This window comes from Roseateles sp. P5_E1, from assembly GCF_054049335.1.
The window spans coordinates 37,814-56,374 of the sequence record NZ_JBFUMN010000005.1; the positions used below are offsets into that span (position 1 = coordinate 37,814).

General features: G+C 68.6%; 24 protein-coding genes and 1 tRNA gene. 18 read left to right on the forward strand and 7 right to left on the reverse strand.

Features of this window, described 5'->3' with window-relative positions; translation table 11 throughout:
• Window positions 1-26 precede the first annotated feature (26 nt).
• Window positions 27-665 (forward strand): tetracycline resistance transcriptional repressor TetR, encoded by a 639-nt coding sequence (tetR, locus tag ACXJKJ_RS07285; RefSeq protein WP_457389632.1) that lies wholly within the window; start codon window positions 27-29, stop codon window positions 663-665.
• Here tetR and ACXJKJ_RS07290 read toward each other — a convergent pair.
• A complete protein-coding gene (locus tag ACXJKJ_RS07290) occupies window positions 662-1,030 on the reverse strand; it encodes a winged helix-turn-helix transcriptional regulator (RefSeq protein WP_457324114.1) in 369 nt (122 codons plus the stop codon). The genes tetR and ACXJKJ_RS07290 overlap by 4 nt on opposite strands.
• A gap of 91 nt (window positions 1,031-1,121) precedes the next feature.
• Here ACXJKJ_RS07290 and ACXJKJ_RS07295 point away from each other — a divergent pair, with 91 nt between their 5' ends.
• Both ACXJKJ_RS07295 and ACXJKJ_RS07300 read left to right on the forward strand, forming a co-directional pair.
• The gene (locus ACXJKJ_RS07295; protein WP_457389633.1) at window positions 1,122-1,439 is read left to right on the forward strand and encodes a DMT family transporter; all 318 of its coding nucleotides are present in this window, start codon (window positions 1,122-1,124) and stop codon (window positions 1,437-1,439) included.
• Between the two features lie 2 nt (window positions 1,440-1,441).
• Window positions 1,442-2,074, forward strand: coding sequence for an FMN-dependent NADH-azoreductase (locus ACXJKJ_RS07300; RefSeq protein WP_457389634.1), 633 nt, complete (start codon window positions 1,442-1,444; stop codon window positions 2,072-2,074).
• Here ACXJKJ_RS07300 and ACXJKJ_RS07305 read toward each other — a convergent pair.
• On the reverse strand, window positions 2,071-2,973 hold the full coding sequence (locus ACXJKJ_RS07305; RefSeq protein ID WP_457389635.1) for a DMT family transporter: 903 nt from the start codon (window positions 2,971-2,973) through the stop codon (window positions 2,071-2,073). The genes ACXJKJ_RS07300 and ACXJKJ_RS07305 overlap by 4 nt on opposite strands.
• Entirely contained in the window at window positions 2,973-3,602 is a 630-nt protein-coding gene (locus ACXJKJ_RS07310) for a LysE family transporter (protein ID WP_457389636.1), read from the reverse strand. Before ACXJKJ_RS07310 ends, ACXJKJ_RS07305 begins: the two co-directional genes overlap by 1 nt.
• 115 nt (window positions 3,603-3,717) lie before the next feature.
• Between ACXJKJ_RS07310 and ACXJKJ_RS07315 the strand changes: the two genes are divergently transcribed.
• From ACXJKJ_RS07315 to ACXJKJ_RS07350, 8 genes are all read left to right on the forward strand, one after another.
• Window positions 3,718-4,893 (forward strand): MFS transporter, encoded by a 1,176-nt coding sequence (locus ACXJKJ_RS07315; protein ID WP_457389637.1) that lies wholly within the window; start codon window positions 3,718-3,720, stop codon window positions 4,891-4,893.
• Complete coding sequence (radA, locus tag ACXJKJ_RS07320) at window positions 4,893-6,257, forward strand: DNA repair protein RadA (protein ID WP_056191984.1); 1,365 nt, start codon at window positions 4,893-4,895, stop codon at window positions 6,255-6,257. Before ACXJKJ_RS07315 ends, radA begins: the two co-directional genes overlap by 1 nt.
• 81 nt (window positions 6,258-6,338) lie before the next feature.
• Window positions 6,339-6,770 (forward strand): hypothetical protein, encoded by a 432-nt coding sequence (locus ACXJKJ_RS07325; protein ID WP_056191980.1) that lies wholly within the window; start codon window positions 6,339-6,341, stop codon window positions 6,768-6,770.
• A gap of 7 nt (window positions 6,771-6,777) precedes the next feature.
• The gene (locus ACXJKJ_RS07330; RefSeq protein ID WP_056191978.1) at window positions 6,778-7,194 is read left to right on the forward strand and encodes a VOC family protein; all 417 of its coding nucleotides are present in this window, start codon (window positions 6,778-6,780) and stop codon (window positions 7,192-7,194) included.
• Between the two features lie 21 nt (window positions 7,195-7,215).
• Window positions 7,216-7,563: an antibiotic biosynthesis monooxygenase family protein gene (locus tag ACXJKJ_RS07335; RefSeq protein ID WP_457351071.1), complete on the forward strand. Its 348-nt coding sequence runs from the start codon at window positions 7,216-7,218 to the stop codon at window positions 7,561-7,563.
• On the forward strand, window positions 7,560-7,937 hold the full coding sequence (locus ACXJKJ_RS07340; RefSeq protein ID WP_056191972.1) for a hypothetical protein: 378 nt from the start codon (window positions 7,560-7,562) through the stop codon (window positions 7,935-7,937). The genes ACXJKJ_RS07335 and ACXJKJ_RS07340 overlap by 4 nt, the downstream gene beginning before the upstream one ends.
• 37 nt (window positions 7,938-7,974) lie before the next feature.
• The gene (locus ACXJKJ_RS07345; RefSeq protein WP_056191971.1) at window positions 7,975-8,907 is read left to right on the forward strand and encodes a branched-chain amino acid transaminase; all 933 of its coding nucleotides are present in this window, start codon (window positions 7,975-7,977) and stop codon (window positions 8,905-8,907) included.
• Window positions 8,908-8,918: 11 nt separating this feature from the next.
• The gene (locus ACXJKJ_RS07350; protein ID WP_056191969.1) at window positions 8,919-9,134 is read left to right on the forward strand and encodes a zinc-finger domain-containing protein; all 216 of its coding nucleotides are present in this window, start codon (window positions 8,919-8,921) and stop codon (window positions 9,132-9,134) included.
• Here the strand turns inward: ACXJKJ_RS07350 and ACXJKJ_RS07355 are convergent.
• Entirely contained in the window at window positions 9,131-11,086 is a 1,956-nt protein-coding gene (locus ACXJKJ_RS07355; protein ID WP_457389638.1) for a hypothetical protein, read from the reverse strand. The two genes, ACXJKJ_RS07350 and ACXJKJ_RS07355, sit on opposite strands and share 4 nt — an antisense overlap.
• 67 nt (window positions 11,087-11,153) lie before the next feature.
• On the opposite strand from ACXJKJ_RS07355, the gene ACXJKJ_RS07360 reads away from it, so the two are divergent.
• Genes ACXJKJ_RS07360 through ACXJKJ_RS07370 form a run of 3 tightly spaced genes read left to right on the forward strand, consistent with a single transcriptional unit; the run spans window position 11,154 to window position 13,185 of the window.
• On the forward strand, window positions 11,154-11,597 hold the full coding sequence (locus ACXJKJ_RS07360) for a YybH family protein (protein WP_056191962.1): 444 nt from the start codon (window positions 11,154-11,156) through the stop codon (window positions 11,595-11,597).
• Window positions 11,598-11,607: 10 nt separating this feature from the next.
• Window positions 11,608-12,657: a YheT family hydrolase gene (locus tag ACXJKJ_RS07365; RefSeq protein WP_457389639.1), complete on the forward strand. Its 1,050-nt coding sequence runs from the start codon at window positions 11,608-11,610 to the stop codon at window positions 12,655-12,657.
• Between the two features lie 12 nt (window positions 12,658-12,669).
• Window positions 12,670-13,185, forward strand: a complete 516-nt coding sequence (locus ACXJKJ_RS07370) for a DUF2946 family protein (RefSeq protein ID WP_056191956.1) — start codon at window positions 12,670-12,672, stop codon at window positions 13,183-13,185.
• Window positions 13,186-13,240: 55 nt separating this feature from the next.
• On the opposite strand, the gene ACXJKJ_RS07375 is transcribed toward ACXJKJ_RS07370, so the two are convergent.
• Window positions 13,241-13,786 carry a c-type cytochrome gene (locus ACXJKJ_RS07375; protein WP_457389640.1) on the reverse strand — a complete coding sequence of 182 codons (546 nt, stop codon included), beginning with the start codon at window positions 13,784-13,786 and terminating at the stop codon, window positions 13,241-13,243.
• Between the two features lie 140 nt (window positions 13,787-13,926).
• Between ACXJKJ_RS07375 and ACXJKJ_RS07380 the strand changes: the two genes are divergently transcribed.
• A tRNA-Arg gene (locus ACXJKJ_RS07380) sits at window positions 13,927-14,002 on the forward strand.
• A 65-nt stretch (window positions 14,003-14,067) separates the two neighbouring features.
• On the opposite strand, the gene ACXJKJ_RS07385 is transcribed toward ACXJKJ_RS07380, so the two are convergent.
• The gene (locus tag ACXJKJ_RS07385) at window positions 14,068-14,619 is read right to left on the reverse strand and encodes a pyridoxamine 5'-phosphate oxidase family protein (RefSeq protein WP_056191953.1); all 552 of its coding nucleotides are present in this window, start codon (window positions 14,617-14,619) and stop codon (window positions 14,068-14,070) included.
• 232 nt (window positions 14,620-14,851) lie between these two features.
• On the opposite strand from ACXJKJ_RS07385, the gene ACXJKJ_RS07390 reads away from it, so the two are divergent.
• Window positions 14,852-15,361 carry a DUF4142 domain-containing protein gene (locus ACXJKJ_RS07390; protein ID WP_457351084.1) on the forward strand — a complete coding sequence of 170 codons (510 nt, stop codon included), beginning with the start codon at window positions 14,852-14,854 and terminating at the stop codon, window positions 15,359-15,361.
• Between the two features lie 276 nt (window positions 15,362-15,637).
• On the opposite strand, the gene ACXJKJ_RS07395 is transcribed toward ACXJKJ_RS07390, so the two are convergent.
• Window positions 15,638-16,528 carry a LysR family transcriptional regulator gene (locus tag ACXJKJ_RS07395; protein WP_457389641.1) on the reverse strand — a complete coding sequence of 297 codons (891 nt, stop codon included), beginning with the start codon at window positions 16,526-16,528 and terminating at the stop codon, window positions 15,638-15,640.
• Window positions 16,529-16,619: 91 nt separating this feature from the next.
• On the opposite strand from ACXJKJ_RS07395, the gene ACXJKJ_RS07400 reads away from it, so the two are divergent.
• Both ACXJKJ_RS07400 and ACXJKJ_RS07405 read left to right on the forward strand, forming a co-directional pair.
• A complete protein-coding gene (locus ACXJKJ_RS07400) occupies window positions 16,620-17,624 on the forward strand; it encodes an NAD-dependent epimerase/dehydratase family protein (RefSeq protein ID WP_457389642.1) in 1,005 nt (334 codons plus the stop codon).
• Window positions 17,625-17,657: 33 nt separating this feature from the next.
• A complete protein-coding gene (locus ACXJKJ_RS07405) occupies window positions 17,658-18,395 on the forward strand; it encodes a proteasome-type protease (RefSeq protein WP_056191944.1) in 738 nt (245 codons plus the stop codon).
• Window positions 18,396-18,561 lie beyond the last annotated feature (166 nt).

The window sequence follows — 18,561 nt, forward strand, 5'->3', positions numbered from 1 at the left end:
CACGAACTTCTCTATCATTGATAGGGATGAATGCCACCGAACGCTCCAGCCGACTGAATCGCGACGACGTGCTGCGCGCCGCGCTCGCGCTGCTCAACGAAGTCGGCATCGACGCCTTGAGCACCCGCAAGCTGGCCGAACGCCTGGGCGTGCAGTCGCCGACGCTGTACTGGCACTTCAAGAGCAAGGCGGCGCTGCTGGACGCGATGTCCGAGGCCGTCGTGCTGGAGAACCACGCCCAGGCGGAGCCAACGCTCGGCCAGCACTGGCAGGACTGGCTGATGGCCAACGGCCACAGCTTTCGCCGCGCGCTGCTGGCCTACCGCGACGGCGCGCGCCTGCATGCCGGCACACGGCCGAGCCCCTTGCACTTCGATTCCATCGAGGCCCGCCTGCGCCTGCTGTGCGATGCCGGCTTCGAGCCGGGGCAGGCCACCCGACTGATGATGTCGGTGGGGCGCTTCGTCGTCGGCTGGGTGCTGGAGGAGCAGTCCGCGCAAGCGCCCGATGCGCCGCCCTCGTCGATGCTGAGCGGGCCCGACGCGGTGCAATACCCGCTGCTGGCCGCCGGCTGGGCGCAGACGCTGGGCGGCGACCCCGACACGATGTTCGACCGCGCCTTGCGCCTGCTGATCGACGGCGCACAGGCGCAGCTGAAGGGCTAGCGCCGGCGGTCGAACGCCATGCGCGCCGATGCTACGGCGGGGTAGTGCCGTTCGGCCCAGCGGTCCACCACCACCAGCGCCTCGCTCAGGGACCGGCCCAGTTCGGTCAACTGGTAGTCGACGTGCGGCGGCACGGTCTGATGGTCGGTGCGCTGCACTAGGCCGTGGCGCTCCAGTTCGCGCAACGTCTGCGTCAGCATCTTCTGCGAGATGCCGCCCACCTGGCGCAGCAGCTCGTTGTTGCGCAGCGGCTGCCGGGCCAGCAGCGGCACGATCAGCAGCGCCCATTTGCTGCCCACCACCTCCAGTGCGGCACGCGAGGGGCAGCTGGCGCTGAGCACATTGCCGGTTGAGGTGTCGGCCATCGTCTGGATTTCCCTGGTTACCAAAAGGTGCGTACTTCCGATTCTGTGCCTGGCCTCCCACAGTGAGCCCATTGCAACTTGGAGAGACCCCATGGCTTGGTTTCTGTTGGTGAGTGCCGGTCTGGTCGAGATCGCCATGGCCGCGGCGTTGAAGGCGTCCGACGGCTGGCGCCGGCCGCTGCCAGGCGCAGCCGGCGTGCTCGCCGCGCTGCTGTCCATCGTGCTGCTGACGCAGTCGCTCAAAAGCCTGCCGACCGGCACSGCCTATGCGRTCTGGACCGGCATCGGCGCCSTYGGCGTGGCGCTGCTGGGCGTCTGGGTGCACGGCGACAGCGCCTCGCCCGCACGGCTGGGCTGCATGGCCCTCATCGTGGCCGGCATCGCCGGCCTGCGCTGGCTGGAGGGCTGAAGATGAGCCGGCTGCTGCACATCCAGGGCTCGCCGAATCCGGCCTCCACATCGCGCGAGATCGCCGAGGCCTTCGTCGCCCGCTACCGCGCCGTCCGTGCCGACGCCCAGGTCGAGGTGGCCGATGTCTGGCAACTCGCGCTGCCCGAATTCGACGCCGACATGATCGCGGCCAAGTTCGCCGTGCTGCGCAGCCAGCAGGCGACCGACGACCAGCGCCGCCACTGGGCGCGCGCCGTCGCGCTGGCCGAAGCCTTCAACCGGGCCGACCACTACGTCATCAACCTGCCGATGTGGAACCTGGGCCTGCCCTACCGCCTCAAACACTACATCGACGTGGTCACGCTGCCAGGCCAGAACTGGGCCTGGCAGCGTGACACCGGCTACCGGCCGTTGCTGTCGGGCAAGCGCGCCGTGCTGGTCTACAGCAGCGCGAGCGACTATGGCAGCGAGGGCCGCTCGGCCCAGGGTCACCTGGACACGCAAAAGGCCGCGATGCGCGCCTGGCTCGGCTTCCTGGGCATCAAAGTGGCGCAGGAGATCGTCATCGCACCCACGCTGACCGACCCCACCTCGCTGGCCGCGCTGAAGCAGGTCCGGCGGGCCCAGGCCGAAGCGGCGGCCGAGCGCATTTAGCGCTGCGGCCGCGTCGCGACGAACAGGCTGGCCAGGCACAGCACCATGCCGCCGATGGCTAGCGGCGTCGCCTGCCAGCCCTCCAGCACGGCCGACACGATCAGCGCGATGACGGGCACCAGCACGCCGATGAGCGCCGCCTGAGCGGGGCCGCGGCGCTCGGCGAGCTTGTAGTACAGCGTGAAGGCGATGACCGAGCCAAAGGCGGCCAGGTAGACGAGGCTGCCGACATAGGTCCAGGCGCCGTCGAAGGGCAGGCCGTGGCCCAGCGCCAGCGACATCCCCAGCAGGAAGGCCGCGCCATAGCCCATGCTCCAGGCCAGCACCGGCACCAGCGGCAGGCCGCGGCGCGTCAACACCAAGGTGAAGAAGCCACCGATGACCGCCACCACGACGGCGAAGAAGCTCAGGCCCAGCCCCAGGGCCGCATTCGGCCGCGCGCCGGTAGACGCGAGTTCGGGCCAGAAGATCAGCGCCACGCCCAGCACCGCGCCGCTGGACGCGACGAGGAAGCGCCGGCTCACCGGCTGGCGCCACAGCAGCCAGGCGACGAGTGCATTCATGAACACCATCAGGCAGAACAGCACCGCGACGAGGCCGCTGGGGACAAAGCGCTCAGCCTCGTAGATGGACCAGTAGTTGCCGGCGTACTGGATGACGCCGGTGCCCAGCATGTAGCCGTGGGCATAACGCGGCAGCTTCAGCGACACGCCCTGCCAGCGCGCCAGCCCGGCGAGCATCAGCGCCGACAGCGCGAAGCGCCAGCCCACCGACGTCAGCGCCGGCACTGTCGACGCGAGCTGGTACAGGATGACGTGCCAGGTGCTGGCCCAGATCGCGACCGGGGCCAGGAAGAGGAACCAGGTGGGCAGGCGGCCGGGCTTGTCTCCCGCCGCCATCAGGCCGCGCGCTTGAAGGTCGCGAGCAGCGCACCGGCCGCGACGAACAGCGAGCCAAAGACGCGGTTGAGCACCTTGATGTGGCTCTCGCTCTTCAGCGCCGCCAGCACCCGCGCGGCCAGCACGGTGTAGCCGGCCATGACGACCAGGTCGGTGAAGGCCAGCGTGCAGCCGATGACGAGGTATTGCGGCGCCAACGCGGCATGCAGGTCGAGGAACTGCGGCACGACGGCCAGCAGGAAGACCGTGCCTTTGGGGTTGACGGCATTGATGCCCCAGCCGCGCAGCACCAGCTGGCGGYGCGTGGCCAGCACGGCGCCGTCATCCGCCGCCACCATGGGCTTGGCCGGTGCACGCCATTGCTGCACACCCAGCCAGACGAGGTAGGCCACGCCAGCCCATTTGACGAGGGCAAAACCCAGCGACGAGGCCGCGATCAGCGCGCCTAGGCCGGCGCCGACGAGGACGACCTGGGTCAGGATGCCCAGGATGAGGCCGAAGGTCATGAAATAGCCGCGCCTGAAGCCATGGCTCAGGCCCGCGCTCATCGCCGCGACAGCACCTGCGCCGGGGGAGAGGCTGATCGCCCAGGATGCGGCAAAAAAGGCCAACCAGACCGAAAACTCCATGACCGGCTCCATCGAGAAACTGCAAGGCGCCGAGTGTCCCACGCCCCTGCTCAGTGGATGCCAGAGCTACTCGCTGCGCTCGGGCGGTCTGGCACCCAGGACATAACATGCCCCGATGCTCAGGGCCCTTTTCTCGCTGCCGCGCAGCGTCTGGCTGCTCGGCCTGATCAGCCTCGTCAACGACAGCGCCAGCGAGCTGGTCTACCCCCTCGTGCCCTTGTATCTGAGCGGCGTGCTGATGGCCGGCCCGCGGATGCTCGGCCTCATCGAGGGCCTGGCCGAGGCGCTGGCCAGCCTGCTCAAGCTCTGGGCCGGCGTCATGGTGGACCGCAGCGGGCGCAGCAAACCCTGGGTCATCGCCGGCTACGGCCTGGCCGGCATCGCGCGGCCGCTGATCGCCTTTGTCGCCGGCTGGCCGCTGCTGCTGGCCCTGCGCCTGACCGACCGCATCGCCAAGGCCGTGCGCGCCGCGCCGCGCGACGCGCTGCTGGCTGCCAACATAGTGCCCGGCCAGCGCGGCCTGGCCTTCGGCCTGCACCGCGCCATGGACAACGCCGGCGCCGTCATCGGGCCGCTGCTGGCCTGGGCGCTGCTGAGTGCGGGCGTGCCGCTGGGCCAGGTTTTCCTGTGGGCCATCATTCCCGGCCTGCTCTGYCTGGGGCTGACGCTGGCGGTGCGGGAAGCCCCGCCACCGGCCACCGCGCCACCGCGCTTCAGCTGGACGCTGGCTGGCCTGCCCAAGCCGCTGCGGCGCTACCTCGTCGTCGTTGCACTGTTCACGCTGGGCAACTCCAGCAACATGTTCCTGCTGCTGCGCGCCAAGGAGCTCGGCGTCGCCGAGGCGCAGGTGCCGTTGCTGTGGGCCGCGGTGTCGGGCGTCGCGGCGCTCTTCGCGGTGCCGCTGGGCGGGTTGTCGGACCGCGTCGGCCGCGTTCACCTGCTGGTGGCCGGCTATGTCGCCTATGCCGCCTTCTACATCGGCATGGCGGCGTGGGCCGCGCCGGGCTGGCGGCTGTACCTGCTGTTCGGCCTCTACGGCATCTTCATGGCCGCGACCGAGGGCGTCGAACGCGCGCTGCTGGCCGACCTGGCGCCGGCCGAACAGCGCGGCACCGCCTTCGGCTGGCTCAACCTCGTCATGGGCGCCATGCTGCTGCCGGCCTCGCTGCTGTTCGGCTGGCTGTGGGAGGGCCTGTCGGCCACCGTCGCCTTCGGCTTCTCGGCCGGCTGCGCGCTGGCCGCGGCACTGCTGCTGACAGCCTGGGTGCGCCCGGCCGCGACAATGCGCTGATGGCGACAAGCAAGAGCATCTACACCTGCACCGAATGCGGCGGCACCAACGCCAAATGGCTGGGCAAATGCCCGCACTGCGGCGCCTGGAACACGCTGACCGAGGGCATCGCCGAGCCCACCGGCGGCGTCAAGAACCGCTACCAGTCGCTGGCCAAGAGCCAGCCGGTGGCCACGCTCTCCGAGATCGAGGCCAGCGACTTCGAGCGCACGCCCACGGGCCAGGAAGAGCTGGACCGGGTGCTGGGCGGCGGCATCGTCGCCGGCGGCGTCGTGCTGATCGGCGGCGATCCGGGCATCGGCAAGTCGACGCTGCTGCTGCAGGCGGTCGAGTCGTTGTCGCAAACCGTGAAAGTCCTGTACGTGACCGGCGAGGAAAGTGGCGCCCAGGTCGCGATGCGCTCGCGGCGCCTGGGCCTGTCGGGCGCCAAGGTGCGCGTGCTGGCCGAGATCAGCCTGGAGCGCATCCTCGCCACCATCGACGTCGAGGAGCCCGACTTCTGCGTCATCGACTCCATCCAGACGCTGTACTCCGAGCAACTCTCGTCCGCGCCCGGTTCGGTCGCCCAGGTGCGCGAATGCGCGGCCCAGCTCACACGCACGGCCAAGGCGCGCGGCTGTGCCATCGTGCTGGTGGGTCATGTGACCAARGAAGGTGCGCTGGCCGGCCCGCGTGTGCTGGAGCACATCGTCGACACGGTGCTGTATTTCGAGGGCGACACGCACAGCAGCTTCCGCCTGGTGCGCGCCATCAAGAACCGCTTCGGCGCGGTCAACGAGATCGGCGTGTTCGCGATGACGGAGAAGGGGCTCAAGGGCGTCACCAACCCGAGCGCCATCTTCCTGTCCACCCACGCCGAGCCCGTGCCGGGCAGCTGCGTGCTCGTCACGCTGGAGGGCACGCGGCCGCTGCTGGTCGAGCTGCAGGCGCTGGTGGACAGCGGCGGCGTCAGCCCGCGGCGCCTGTCCGTCGGCCTGGACCGCGACCGCCTCGCGATGCTGCTGGCCGTGCTGCACCGGCATGCGGGCGTGGCCACGGGCGACCAGGACGTGTTCGTCAACGCGGTCGGCGGCGTGCGCATCAGCGAGCCGGCGGCCGACCTGGCCGTGCTGCTGGCCATCCAGAGTTCGCTGCGCGGCAAGGCCCTGCCGCGTGGCTTCATCGCCTTTGGCGAGGTCGGCCTGGCCGGCGAGGTTCGCCCCGCGCCGCGCGGCCAGGAGCGCCTGAAGGAAGCCGCCAAGCTGGGCTTCAGCGTCGCCGTCGTGCCCAAGGCGAATGCACCCAAGAAGGCCATCGAGGGGCTGACCATCCATGCCGTCGAGCGGGTGGAGCAAGCCATCGAGGTCTTGCGCGGGCTCATTTGAAACTGAGACAACAGGTTTCCATGGTGCACGCCACGCCAAAGTCTGCTTAGGATCGGGGCCTCGCACCGGAGGACCCCGTTCATGTCAGATCCCGCCAATCTCAGGCAGCACGCCCGCACCGATTTCCTGGCCGCCCAGCACGATGCCGACTCCCTGCCCGGTTGGGTCTTCAAGCCGGTGCAGTTCAGCCAGGGGCCGGCCGGCCTGGTGCTGAACATGAGCGACGGCGGCCTGCAGGTGCTGACCAGCGCGGCCGAGCCGCTGACCGAGGACAAATACGAGGTCGTGCTGCTGCTGGGCCGCGCCGACGTGGACAGCGACGATGAGCAGGTGTCCTGGTTCAACGGCGTCGTCGAGCGCAAATGGTCGCGGCCCGTGCCACGCATGGGCATCCTGCACGGCATGTGCTTCACCGCGCGCAACTCGACGGCCGAACAGTTCCTGAACGGCCACAAGGACGCGCTCGAATCGGGGCAATGGGTGCGCTGCGTGCTGCTCAAAGTAACCAAGTAGGACGGATATGGAGCACTGCGGCCGCCTGCTCGACCACGTGCATCTGCGCGTGAGCGACCTGGCGGCCAGCCGGCGCTTCTACCGTGCGGCGCTGGACGCCATCGGGCGGCTCGAGGCCTTCGGCGAAGCAGAGGGCTGCTTCTACGCCGACGAGTTCTACGTCGACAAGGCCGATGGCCGCGTGTCACATGTGCATCTGGCCTTCCAGGCCCACAGCGAGGATGAGGTCCGGCGCTTCCATGCGATGACGCTGTCCGCCGGCGGCCGCGATCACGGCACCCCGGGGCCGCGCCACTACCACCCGGGCTATTACGCCGCCTTCGTGCTGGACCCCGACGGCAACAACATCGAGGCTGTCTACCATGGGCCGACGCAGCGCTCGGCCGACAGCGTCGAGGTGACCCGCCTGCCGCTAGCGGCCTGACGGCGTGGCAGGATGTGCGCCATGAGCGCACTGCCCGAGCCCCCCTACTACGCCGTCATCTTCACCAGCCAGCGCACGCCCGTTGACGGCGGCTATGGCGACATGGCTGACCGCATGGCGGCCCTGGCTTCCGAGCAGCCGGGTTATCTGGGCGTGGAGAGCACCCGCGGCGAGGATGGCCTAGGCATCACGGTCTCCTACTGGCGCAGCCCCGAGGACATTGCCGCCTGGCGCCGCAACGCCGAGCACAAGATCGCGCGCGACACCGGCCGCAGCGATTGGTACCAGCACTACACGCTGCGCGTGGCCAAGGTCGAGCGCGCCTATGCCTGGCAACGCGACGATGGGCTGAAGGACCCGCAAGCATGAATCCGTGGATCGGTGTTGGCCTGGCGCTGGTGGCTCTCATTGGTGGCGGGGCGCTGCTCGGCTGGCAGGGCGTCATCTTCGCGACGACGGGCATCGTCTTCTGGCTGCTGTTGCAGATCTCGCGGCTGATGCGGGTCATGAAGGTGGCCGGCGCGGCCCCGCTGGGCTCGGTGGCCAATGCCGTCATGTTGAACAGCAAACTGCACGCCGGCATGAAGCTGGTGGACCTGATCGGCCTGGCCGGCAGCTTGGGGCAAAAGCAGGCGCCGGAGACCTTTGTCTGGCGCGACGCCGGTGGCGACGCCGTCGAAGTCAAGCTGGTGAAAGGCAAGCTCGTCGAGTGGCGGCTGATCCGCGCAGCCCAAGCTTCGTAAAATCGCCCGCTTTCACCCCGCACGCACTGGAGTAACGATGGTTCCCGCCCCCCTGCATGACCGCGACGGCAAGATCTGGATGGACGGCGAGCTCGTCGACTGGCGCGACGCCAAGATCCACGTGCTGACCCACACCCTGCATTACGGCTGCGGCGCCTTCGAGGGCGTGCGCGCCTATGACACGGTCAACGGCACCGCCATCTTCCGCCTGCAGGAGCACACGCAGCGCCTGTTCAACAGCGGCAAGATCCTGCGCATGAAGATCCCCTTCTCGGTGGAGCAGGTCAACGAGGCCCAGCGCGAGGTGGTCAAGGCCAACGGCCTGAAGAGCGCCTACATCCGCCCGCTGATCTGGATCGGCTCCGAGAAGCTGGGCGTCAGCCCCAAGGGCAACCAGGTGCACCTGATGGTGGCCGCCTGGAGCTGGGGCGCCTACCTCGGCGAGGAAGGCATGAAGCGCGGCATCCGCGTCAAGACCAGCTCCTACACGCGCCACCACGTCAACATCACGATGACGCAGGCCAAGACGGTGTCCAACTACACCAACTCCATCCTGGCCAACATGGAAGCCACCGACGACGGCTACGACGAGGCCCTGCTGCTGGACGCCTCCGGCTTCGTGTCCGAAGGCGCCGGCGAGAACCTGTTCGTCATCAAGGGCGGCGTTGTCTACACGCCCGACCTGTCGGCCGGCGCGCTCAATGGCATCACCCGCAACACCATCTTCGCGATCTGCCAGGACCTGGGCCTCAAGCTGGTCGAGAAGCGCATCACCCGCGACGAGGTCTATATCTGCGACGAGGCCTTCTTCACTGGCACCGCCGCTGAAGTGACGCCCATCCGTGAGCTGGACCGTGTCGAGATTGGTTCGGGGTCGCGCGGCCCCATCACCGAAAAGATCCAGTCGGCCTTCTTCGACATCGTCAACGGCCGCAATCCCAAGTACGCCGAGTGGCTGACCGCGGTCTGAGAGCAAACAACATGAGCACCACCACCACGCCCGCCGCCACTGTCGAAGTGACCGCCAAGGACTGCAACGACAACGGCACGGTCTTCTGCCCCAACCCCAAGATGCCGCTGTGGAGCGCGCATCCCAAGGTCTTCATCGACCTGACCCATGGCGGCCAGGGCCAGTGCCCTTACTGCGGCACGGCCTACAAGCTCAAGGCCGGCGAGGTCCTCTCCAGCGGACACTAACGCGCCAACGCGGCCGCCCTGCGGCTGCCGCGCCGCTGGGTGTCCAGATCAGCCTCCAGCGCGCGCTCCGTCGCCGACAGCGGCTTCACCGTCCCAACAGCCAGCGCACCCTGGTCGAGGTTCTGACCCCAGGTCAGGCCGGCCCGCAGCGGCACTGGCGCGGCCAGGCCGTCGGTGAAACCGGCGGGCAGCCAGGGCATGGTCTGGGCCAGCACCAGCGCCACGCGCGACTTGATGGCGGCATCACCCACGCGGCCGCGCTGGCCCCAGCTCACGGGCTGGTCGGCGCTCGCCCCGCTCAGGAATTGCGGCGTCACCGCGACATCGCGCAGCACGCCGTGGCGCAGCTGCATCAGCGCCTCCTCGGCCAGCATCGCCGCATCCTCGCGCGGCACGCTCTGGCCGCTGGGCCAGGAATAGCTGTAGTCGTCGGTGACGCGGTCGCTGCTGAAGAAACGCACGATGTCGGCCGGCTGGTAGGCGCGCTGCACCGCCGTGGACGCCACGCCGAAAAACTGCACGCGGCCCAGGTCGACCATCTCCTGTGAATAGAACGGCAGTTGCGTGCGCAGCTGTTCGGACGCAGTGTTGGCGGGAATGGCCTCGTAGACGCGCAAGCCGCTGTTGAGCAGCAGGTGCACGCGGGGCGGCAGGAAGTCGTTGGCGTGCGTCAGCTCGTGGTACAGCAGGCGGCCGAGTGCCGGGATCAGCGCGGCGCTGTCGCGTGAGCCGCGCGCCAGCACGGACGGGCGCCCACCGGCCGACTGATTACCCTGCACATAGCGCCACAGCATCGCGTAGGCGAGGTCTAGCCCATAGTCACTGCGCGGGTCGGGCGCTTCGCTGACGCTGTCGCGCTCGGCAGGCGTCTGCCAGAGGTAGTCGGCATCGAGATAGATGGCGCCGGTGGCGCTCCAGTAGAAGGCCGGCCGCACCCGGCCGCCGATGACGATGGCCGTGGTGGCGTTGAGCAAGCGGCGGAAGTCGCCGTTCACGTCCTGCTCGCGCAGGAAGGCCTCGAAGCGCTGGCCCATCCAGTCGTTGGACACCAGCACGCGGGCCATCACCTGCTCCACGGTGGGCAGCTCGCCGCGCGTCTCGGTGCCGAGCAGCGGCAGGCGGCCCAGCGTGCAGAGCGTGGCATTGGTCAGGGCGGGCGTGTAGATGCAGTCGCGCAATTCGGCCGCGTGTGCGCCGCCGGCCACATAGGGGTAGGCGCGCGAGGACAGGTTGCCAGCGCCGAACAGCGGCGAGGCCACAGCGGGCGGTGAGGCCTGCACGAGCAGGCTGAAATCCTGGCTGAGGCTGCGCCCATCGGCCAGCGTGGCCTCGGCGCGCAGGCGCAGCAGGCTGTCTTCGGCCACCGCAGGCGCGGTAAAGATGACGCGCCATTGGCTTGCATCGCCCAGGTTCACGTCCGGGCCGTCGACGCGGCTCCAGCGCACGCGCGCCAGCGGGTAGTCGGCCACGGCCAGCCCCTCGACCCAGGCGCGCAACGACGTCTGGCCGCCCGCCCACACCGACGGTTCGCCGCGGATCACCATCGGCGTCGCGTCGGGTGCCGTGGCGTTGAGCTCGGCTTGGCCGCTGTAGATCGCCCCCTTGGCGTCGGTGAAGTCCACGCTGAACGTGAAGCGGCCCGCCGCAGCCGGTGCGACGCTGAGGGCCTGCGAACGCGCCGAACCGAGGGCCTGCACGGCGCCATCGGTCTGGCGCCACTGCACCGTGTCCAGCCGCGAGCCGGGGCAGGCAAGCACCGCCAGCTCCTGGTTGTGCCCCGCACCGGCTGCGGCGGGCAGAGCCAGGCGCGCGACGGAGCCGCTCAGGCATTGGGCCCCGAGGGGGGGCACGGTGACCGGCCCAGGCGCTGGCGCGGCATCACCGCCACCGCCACCGCAGGCCACCAGCAACAGACAAAGGAACAGGGACGCAACGGCTTTCAGCGAAAACATCGGTTGGGATCAGGCAGCGGTTGGGGCGGGGTCAATGTAGCGCCGTCCGACTTCCTACAATCGCGCCATGCCCCGCTCCGCCGCCCAGACCGCCGCCCTGCTTGCCTCGCCCGACGACACCGAGGCCCAGTTCTACGAGGCGCTGCAGCACGCCGACCTGGATCACCTGATGGCCCTGTGGGCCGATGACGAGGAAGTGGCCTGCGTCCACCCGGGCGGCCCGCGCATCGTCGGCCTGCCTGCCATTCGCGCCGCCTTCGAAGCGGTGTTCCAGCGTGGCGCGGTCAGCGTCCACCCCGAGCGCGTGCGCCGACTGCACAGCGGCGATTGCGCCATCCACCATGTGCTGGAGCGCGTGCAGTTGCATGGCGAGGCCCAGCAGGCTTGGGTCATCGCGACCAATGTCTATCTGAAGACGGCGCTCGGCTGGCGCCTGGTGCTGCACCACGCCAGCCCCGGCAATGCGGGTGATGTCCAGGAGCTCGTCGCCGACGCCGGCACGCTTCACTAGGAGTCGGCGCATGCAGTACCGCGCCCCCCGCTGGCTGCCCGGCGGCCACGCCCAGACCATCTGGCCCGCCCTCTTCAGCCGCCAACACGACGGCCCGCCGCCGAACTGGACGCGCGAGCGCTGGGACACACCGGACGGCGACTTCATTGATGTCGACTTCCTGGCTGGTGGTGAGCCCCCCGCACGCGAGTACGCGTCCGACCCCCCGGGGGGGCCAAGTCGGTCTTGGGAGCGGCCCGGCGACCGACTTGGGCGCCCGCCGGAGACGCCGCTGCTGGTGTTGTTCCACGGCCTGGAAGGCGATCGCACCAGCCACTCCAGCGTCGCCTTCGCCAGCGTCGCCCGCGCACGCGGTTGGGCCATGGCCCTGCCCCACTTCCGCGGCTGCTCGGGTGAACTGAACCGCGGCCCGCGCGCCTACCACTCGGGCGACTTCGAGGAGGTCGGCTGGATATTGCAGCGCCTGCGCGAGCGCCATGGCAGCAAGCTCCTCGTCGCGGGCGTGTCCCTGGGCGGCAATGCACTGATGCGCTGGGCGGAGGAAGCCGGCCACAGTGCGGCCCAGGTCGCCCAGGCGGTCTGCTCGATCTGCTCGCCCATCGACCTCGCCGCCGCTGGCGCTGCCATCGACCGCGGCTTCAACAGGCAGGTCTATGCGCGCCGCTTCCTGCGCACCATGATTCCCAAGGCCCTGCGCAAGCTGCAGCAGCATCCGGGCCTGTTCGATGGCGAGCGGCTCAAGCGCGCGTCGACCATCTACGAGTTCGACAACCTGTTCACCGCGCCGCTGCACGGCTTCAGGAACACCGAGGACTACTGGACCCGCGCGGCCGCCAAACCGCACCTGCACCGCATCCGCATCCCGGCCCTGGTGCTGAACGCCCGCAACGACCCTTTCGTGCCCGGGGGCAGCCTGCCACACGCCGCCGAGGTGGGGGCCCATGTGACACTCTGGCAGCCCGGCCACGGCGGCCATGTCGGCTTCCCCGCCGGCCGCTTGCCGGGCCATCTGCTGACCATGCCCGAGCAGGTCTGCGACTGGCTCTGGAAGCAACGCTGAAGGAGGTCTTGCATGGACCCCATCGTCGAAGCGGCCCTCAAGAAGTGGCCCAACGTCCCGCACTGCTACGGCTGGCTGGCGCTGGACGCCCGTGGTGATTGGTATATGCGCGACGAACGCATCCAGCACGCCGGCCCCTTCCCCGAGGTCAAAGGCAGCCGCATCAACCACGACAAGCTGCGCGCCTTCATCGAGCGCAACTACGCGGCCGACGCGGCTGGCTGCTGGTTCTTCCAGAACGGGCCGCAGCGGGTCTATGTGGAGCTGGAGTCAACGCCGTGGATCTGGCGGCTGCAGCCCGATGGCCGGGTGCTGAGCCACACCGGCGCCGAGGCCATCGTGCAATCCAGCTGGCTGGACGAGGAAGGGCGCCTCTACTTGCTCACTGACCTCGGTCTGGGCCTGGTGCACACGGCCGACATGGGTCCGGCGGCCGACGCCGTCGAGCAGGGCCGCTGGACGCCACAGGAGTTCCTGTCGGGTGAGCTGCCGGAGCGCTTCGGCTTCGTGCGCCGCCCTGGCGCCTGAGCCAGAAACGACGAGGGCTGCCGAAGCAGCCCTTGGCGGGATTCAAGCCGAAGCTTTACTGCGCGGCCGAAGCAGCCGGCGCGGCCATCTTGGGCTCGTCGAACTTGGCGCCACCCTGGTTGGCCATGTAGACGACGGCACGGGAGACTTCGAAGTCGCTGAAGTCGCCGCCGCCCTGCGGGCCCATATTGCCCTTGCCCTTGAGCGCCGAATGCACCAGCGTGTCGAAGCCACTCTTGATGCGCGGGCCCCAGGCCGACGCGTCGCCCAGCTTGGGTGCGCCGGCGGCGCCGGTGGCGTGGCAGGCCGAGCACTGGGCCTGGAAGACCTGCTCGCCCGTCTTCATGGTGGCGGCGTCGTTGACGTCCTTGACCTCGACGTGAGCGACCGGCGCAATGCGCGCGGCAATGGCCTGGGCCTCGAAGGCAGCCGTGCCGGCCGCCGGCTTGGTGTCGGTGGTGACGTAATTGGCCAGCAGGATGATGACGATGACCGGCACCACGAAGGCGAACAGCACGGCCCAGGCGAGTTGCTTGGGGGTCTTGATCGGCCCGGTGTGGGCGTCGTCGTGGTCGTGGTCGTGATCGTGGCTGGCGCTCATGAATTCCTCTTGTCGATCTTCGTCGGTCGGGTCTCGCTTCATGCCGGGCTGGGTGCGCGACACGAAAAACCGCCGAATTATAGGCAGGCCCCGACGCTGCCCCGGGGCCTTGGTACCCCGCTGCTAGAATGCACGGCTTCGCGCCCGTAGCTCAATGGATAGAGTACTGCCCTCCGAAGGCAGGGGTTGTTGGTTCGATCCCAACCGGGCGCACCAAAAGTCTCAAGCACCTTGCAGTAATGCCAGGTGCTTTTTTGTTGGGCGACGAATGGGGAGGTGCCTCAGAGCTTCAGATGCCCATGCACACCCTCGTCAACGCGCTGGGCCGTGATGGCGCCGAACAACAGCTTGAGGCCGGCGATGGCGCTGCCGTGGCGGTTGTCCCAGTATTCGCCGCTGAGCGCGTCGACGCGCAGTAAGCAGATGCGGGGATCGTCCTCGCCTTGCGTGAACCAGGCCCGCAGCTTGGGACTCCAGAGCCGGTGGATGGTGGCCTTGTCAGTGACCTGCTCGACGCTGCCGTCGAGCTTGAGGTGGCCGCCGTTGTCCCCCTCCTTGAAGAACAGCGTGACGCGCGGATCGCGGTCGAGTTCGATGTTCTTCAGGCTGTCGATCTCGCTGAAGAACCACAGGGCGCCGCTGTCGTCGACCTCGATGACGGTCATCGGGCGGGCATGCAGTTGCCGCGTGCCCATGCCGAGGGTGCAGAAGAAGCAGCTGTTGCCGGCCTTGACGAGATCGGTGATCTTCTTCGCGGCGGCCGGGCCACTGAGGTCTTCTTCGGTGCTCACGTCATTGTCCGATGGATAGCTGCGGCTGTCGTCGTCGTGCATGTCGGCTCCTTGGCATTGACTGATCCTGCAGCCTAGACAGCAGGAGGCTGGCGGGTTGTCGGCCGGCGCCACGCGCCGCTGTCGGAAGCTGCCGGCCGCCGGTTCTCCTACAGCAGCTTCGTCCTCGGCTGACGCTGTCGGCATGTACCGCCGCCTAGATTGGGCGTTAGTCCGGTGGTGCCGTTGCGCATGCCGGCTTCAGCCGTCCGCCTCAACCCGTCAAGGAGCCCCCATGCGCACCGCCCAGAAATTCATGAGCGTCACCCTGATGCTTGCCAGTGCCGCCTTTGCCGGCCAGGCCCACGCCCGCTCGGACAAGTCCTTCATGAAGGAGGCAGCTCACGCCGGCGCGGCCGAGATCGAGGCCAGCAAGCTCGCACAGTCCAAGGCCAAGAATGCCGATGTGAAGTCCTTCGCCGATTCGATGATCACCGACCACACCAAGGTGGCCGATGAGCTCAAGGCCCTGGCTGCCAGCAAGAACGTCACGCTGCCCGACGGCCCTTCCGTCAAGCAGAAGGCCGAGATCAAGCTCATCGATGCCGGCGACAACGACAAGTTCGACGAACGCTACGCCAAGACCTTCGGCGTGAAGGCCCACCAGAACACGATCAAGCTCTTCCAGGACGCCGCCCAGAATGCCAAGGATCCCGAGATCAAGGCCTGGGCCGAAAGGACCCTGCCCGGCCTGAGGCACCACCTGGAGATGGCCCAGGCGCTCAGCGTTGCGCCCAAGAAGTAACGCGTCCATTTGCCGCTGCTGAGTGAGGTGCCCATGTCACTCCCTGCTTTGACATCCTGTCGATGCGCACTGACGCTCGCGGTCGTGGTCACCGTGGCGCCGCTGGCGGCCTGCCGTTCCGAGCAGCAGCCGCTGCCGTCGGCCAACGCCGCCACCTCGCAGGCTGCGCCGCCGCCGCTGCCGCCACCGTCTTCGCCCGCCTCCTCCTCGCCGCCATCCTTCCCGCCAGCCTCAGGACCGGCGTCCACACCGGCATCGAATCCCGTGCGCTGAGCCTCAGACGGCGATGTGGCGCGTGAGCCCGTCCACCAGCGCCTCGAAGACGACTCGGCAGGGCGTGTTCTGGCGCAGGTCCTCGTGCATGGCGACCCAGGTCTCCAGCGGCCAGGCGAACTGGTCGGCCAGCACGCGCTCCAGCACGGGCGCACGCCGCGCCAGTGCGACCTGACACATGCCGATGCCGGCGCCAGCACGCACCAGTGCCAGCTGGGCGAGGTCGGAATCGCTGCGCAGCGCAAAGCTGTCACGGCTGATGCCGCTCAGGCGCTTGGACCCGGCACGGATGAAGGGCGTCACGGTGTCGAAGCCGATCAGCGTGTGGCCCTGCAGTTCTGCCAGCGTCGCCGGCCGGCCGTGGCGGTCGAGGTAGTCGGTGCGCGCATGCAGGCCCAGCTCAATGCTGCCGATGCGGCGCGCGATCAACTGGCCCTGTTCGGGCGGCGTCATGCGCACAGCGATGTCGGCTTCACGGCGCAGCAGATCCTGCAGCTGGTTGCTCAGGGCCAGCTCCAGGACCAGGCCGGGGTGAGCAGTGCGCAGCGTGGCGAAGACGCCTGCCAGCACCTCGACGCCGATGACCTCGCTGGCCGTCACCCGCACCGTGCCCCTCACTTCGCTACCGCGCGCCGTCGCCGCCCGTTGCAGCGCGGCCGCCGCGGCTTCCATCTGCTCGGCGTGGCCGCGCAGGGCCAGCGCCGCCTCCGTGGCCAGCAGGCCGGTGGGCGAGCGGGTGAAGAGGGGCTGGCCGAGCGCCTGCTCCAGCGCGGCGACATGGCGGCCGACGGTGGGCTGCGTCAACCCCAGTGCCCGCGCCGCGCCCGACAGCGAACCCTCGCGCAGCACGCCGAGAAAAGTGTGCAGCAGGTCCCAGGGCAGTGTCGAAGCCATACATAAATGTATATCTACGACACTACCTTCAGCAATTCCCAATCAAGCCGTCACTTCCCAGAATCCGTTCCATCAACTTCTGGAGAACGACATGGAAACAAGCAGCAAGACGGTCCTGGTGCTCGGCGCGAGTGGCGGCATTGGCGGCGAGGTGGCACGCCAGTTGCGCGACACGGGCTGGCTGGTCAAGGGGCTCAAGCGTGGCCTCCCGACGGCGCACGCGCAGAGTGACGGCATCCAATGGCTGCGCGGCGATGCGCTGAACGCGGCCGACGTGCTCGCTGCCGCCCAGGGCTGCGACGTCATCGTTCATGCCGTCAACCCGCCGGGCTACCGCGACTGGGATCGCCTCGTGCTGCCGATGCTGGAGCACAGCATCGCCGCCGCCCGCGCCCTGGGTGCGACGCTGCTGCTGCCGGGCACGGTCTACAACTACGGCCCCGATGCTTTCCCGCTGCTGCACGAGGACGCGCCGCAGCGGCCGGTGACGCGCAAGGGCGCCATCCGCGCCGAGATGGAGGCGCGGCTGCGAGCGGCCAGCGAGACGGGGCTGCGCGTCATCGTGCTGCGTGCCGGCGACTTCTTCGGTCCGCGGGTCGGCAACAACTGGTTCTCGCAAGGCCTGGTGAAGCCCGACAAGCCGGTGACGTCCATCAGCAACCCGGCCGCCGCCGGCGCTGGCCACCAATGGGCCTATCTGCCGGATGTCGCCCGCACGATGGTGGAGTTGCTGGAACGACGCGCGACACTGCCCGCCTTCGCCAACTTCCACATGAGCGGCCACTGGGACGCCAGCGGCCGCGAGCTGGCCGAGGCCATCCAGCGCGTCGTCGTCGCCCGGGGCGGCAAGCCGCCGCGTATCTCTGCCTTCCCCTGGTGGCTGCTGACTCTCGCTTCGCCCTTCGTCACGACCTTCAAGGAGATGCGCGAGATGCGCTATCTGTGGCGCCAGCCGGTGCGCATGGACAACAGCCGCCTCGTCGCCGCCCTGGGCCGCGAGCCCCACACGCCGCTGGATGAAGCCGTCGAGGCGTCGCTGCGCGGCCTGGGCTGCCTGCCTGCCCATTGCACCAGCAAGGGCACAGGCCAGCCGTAACATGCCCTCCAGCTCATTCGCCGGGACCACACCATGACCTATTGCGTCGCCATGCGCCTGCGTGCGGGCCTGCTGTTCGCGTCCGACACCCGCACCAATGCGGGCGTGGATCACATCGCCAGCTTTCGCAAGATGTACCAGTTCCAGATCCCGCACCAGCGCGAGATCGTCATCCTGACCGCAGGCAACCTGGCGACGACGCAATCCGTTATCTCCGTGCTGAACCAGCGCCTGCATGGCGACGGCGAACACCTGCTCAACGTGCCCACCCTGTACGACGCGGCCGTGCTGCTGGGCCGCACGCTCAAGGAGATCGTCAACCGCGACAGCGACAACCAGCACAACGGCGTCGACTTCGGCGCCAACATGCTGCTTGGCGGCCAGATCAAGGGTGAAGGCCCGCGCCTCTTCCATGTCTACCCGCAGGGCAATTTCATCGAAGCGACCGAGGACACGCCCTACTTCCAGATCGGCGAGAGCAAATACGGCAAACCCATCATCGACCGCGTCATCCGCTACGACACGACGGCGCTGGACGAGGCTGCCAAGTGCACCCTCGTCAGCTTCGACTCGACCATCCAGTCCAATCTGTCGGTCGGCCTGCCCATCGACATGATCATGCTGCGCGCCAACCAGTTCGAGCAGGCCATGAAGCCGCCCAACCGCATCGGCCGCGACGATCCTTATTTCCAGGCCCTGCGCACGGGCTGGAGTGCCGGGCTCAGGAAAGTCTTTGACGACCTTCCCAACGAGCCCTGGTTCGACGGCTGAGAACTCGTCGCGCCAGCCATCTCGGCGCGCGAAGGTTGACAACGGTGTCCCACTCATTCGCGGCTGTCGAGTCCTTTGACAGTGCGACGACGGGTCAAAAGTCAAACGCAGCCAATTCAACAACTTAGGGGGCCTGGCCCGATAAATGCTCATTTCTCATCGCGAA

Excerpts from the sequence above, each read along its gene's own strand:
- tetR (WP_457389632.1), top strand. The coding sequence starts at position 27 with ATGAATGCCACCGAACGCTCCAGCCGACTGAATCGCGACGACGTGCTG.
- ACXJKJ_RS07290 (WP_457324114.1), bottom strand. The coding sequence starts at position 1,030 with ATGGCCGACACCTCAACCGGCAATGTGCTCAGCGCCAGCTGCCCCTCG.
- ACXJKJ_RS07300 (WP_457389634.1), top strand. The coding sequence starts at position 1,442 with ATGAGCCGGCTGCTGCACATCCAGGGCTCGCCGAATCCGGCCTCCACA.
- ACXJKJ_RS07305 (WP_457389635.1), bottom strand. The coding sequence starts at position 2,973 with ATGGCGGCGGGAGACAAGCCCGGCCGCCTGCCCACCTGGTTCCTCTTC.
- ACXJKJ_RS07325 (WP_056191980.1), top strand. The coding sequence starts at position 6,339 with ATGTCAGATCCCGCCAATCTCAGGCAGCACGCCCGCACCGATTTCCTG.
- ACXJKJ_RS07330 (WP_056191978.1), top strand. The coding sequence starts at position 6,778 with ATGGAGCACTGCGGCCGCCTGCTCGACCACGTGCATCTGCGCGTGAGC.
- ACXJKJ_RS07335 (WP_457351071.1), top strand. The coding sequence starts at position 7,216 with ATGAGCGCACTGCCCGAGCCCCCCTACTACGCCGTCATCTTCACCAGC.
- ACXJKJ_RS07340 (WP_056191972.1), top strand. The coding sequence starts at position 7,560 with ATGAATCCGTGGATCGGTGTTGGCCTGGCGCTGGTGGCTCTCATTGGT.
- ACXJKJ_RS07345 (WP_056191971.1), top strand. The coding sequence starts at position 7,975 with ATGGTTCCCGCCCCCCTGCATGACCGCGACGGCAAGATCTGGATGGAC.
- ACXJKJ_RS07350 (WP_056191969.1), top strand. The coding sequence starts at position 8,919 with ATGAGCACCACCACCACGCCCGCCGCCACTGTCGAAGTGACCGCCAAG.
- ACXJKJ_RS07355 (WP_457389638.1), bottom strand. The coding sequence starts at position 11,086 with ATGTTTTCGCTGAAAGCCGTTGCGTCCCTGTTCCTTTGTCTGTTGCTG.
- ACXJKJ_RS07360 (WP_056191962.1), top strand. The coding sequence starts at position 11,154 with ATGCCCCGCTCCGCCGCCCAGACCGCCGCCCTGCTTGCCTCGCCCGAC.
- ACXJKJ_RS07365 (WP_457389639.1), top strand. The coding sequence starts at position 11,608 with ATGCAGTACCGCGCCCCCCGCTGGCTGCCCGGCGGCCACGCCCAGACC.
- ACXJKJ_RS07370 (WP_056191956.1), top strand. The coding sequence starts at position 12,670 with ATGGACCCCATCGTCGAAGCGGCCCTCAAGAAGTGGCCCAACGTCCCG.
- ACXJKJ_RS07375 (WP_457389640.1), bottom strand. The coding sequence starts at position 13,786 with ATGAGCGCCAGCCACGATCACGACCACGACCACGACGACGCCCACACC.
- ACXJKJ_RS07385 (WP_056191953.1), bottom strand. The coding sequence starts at position 14,619 with ATGCACGACGACGACAGCCGCAGCTATCCATCGGACAATGACGTGAGC.
- ACXJKJ_RS07390 (WP_457351084.1), top strand. The coding sequence starts at position 14,852 with ATGCGCACCGCCCAGAAATTCATGAGCGTCACCCTGATGCTTGCCAGT.
- ACXJKJ_RS07395 (WP_457389641.1), bottom strand. The coding sequence starts at position 16,528 with ATGGCTTCGACACTGCCCTGGGACCTGCTGCACACTTTTCTCGGCGTG.
- ACXJKJ_RS07400 (WP_457389642.1), top strand. The coding sequence starts at position 16,620 with ATGGAAACAAGCAGCAAGACGGTCCTGGTGCTCGGCGCGAGTGGCGGC.
- ACXJKJ_RS07405 (WP_056191944.1), top strand. The coding sequence starts at position 17,658 with ATGACCTATTGCGTCGCCATGCGCCTGCGTGCGGGCCTGCTGTTCGCG.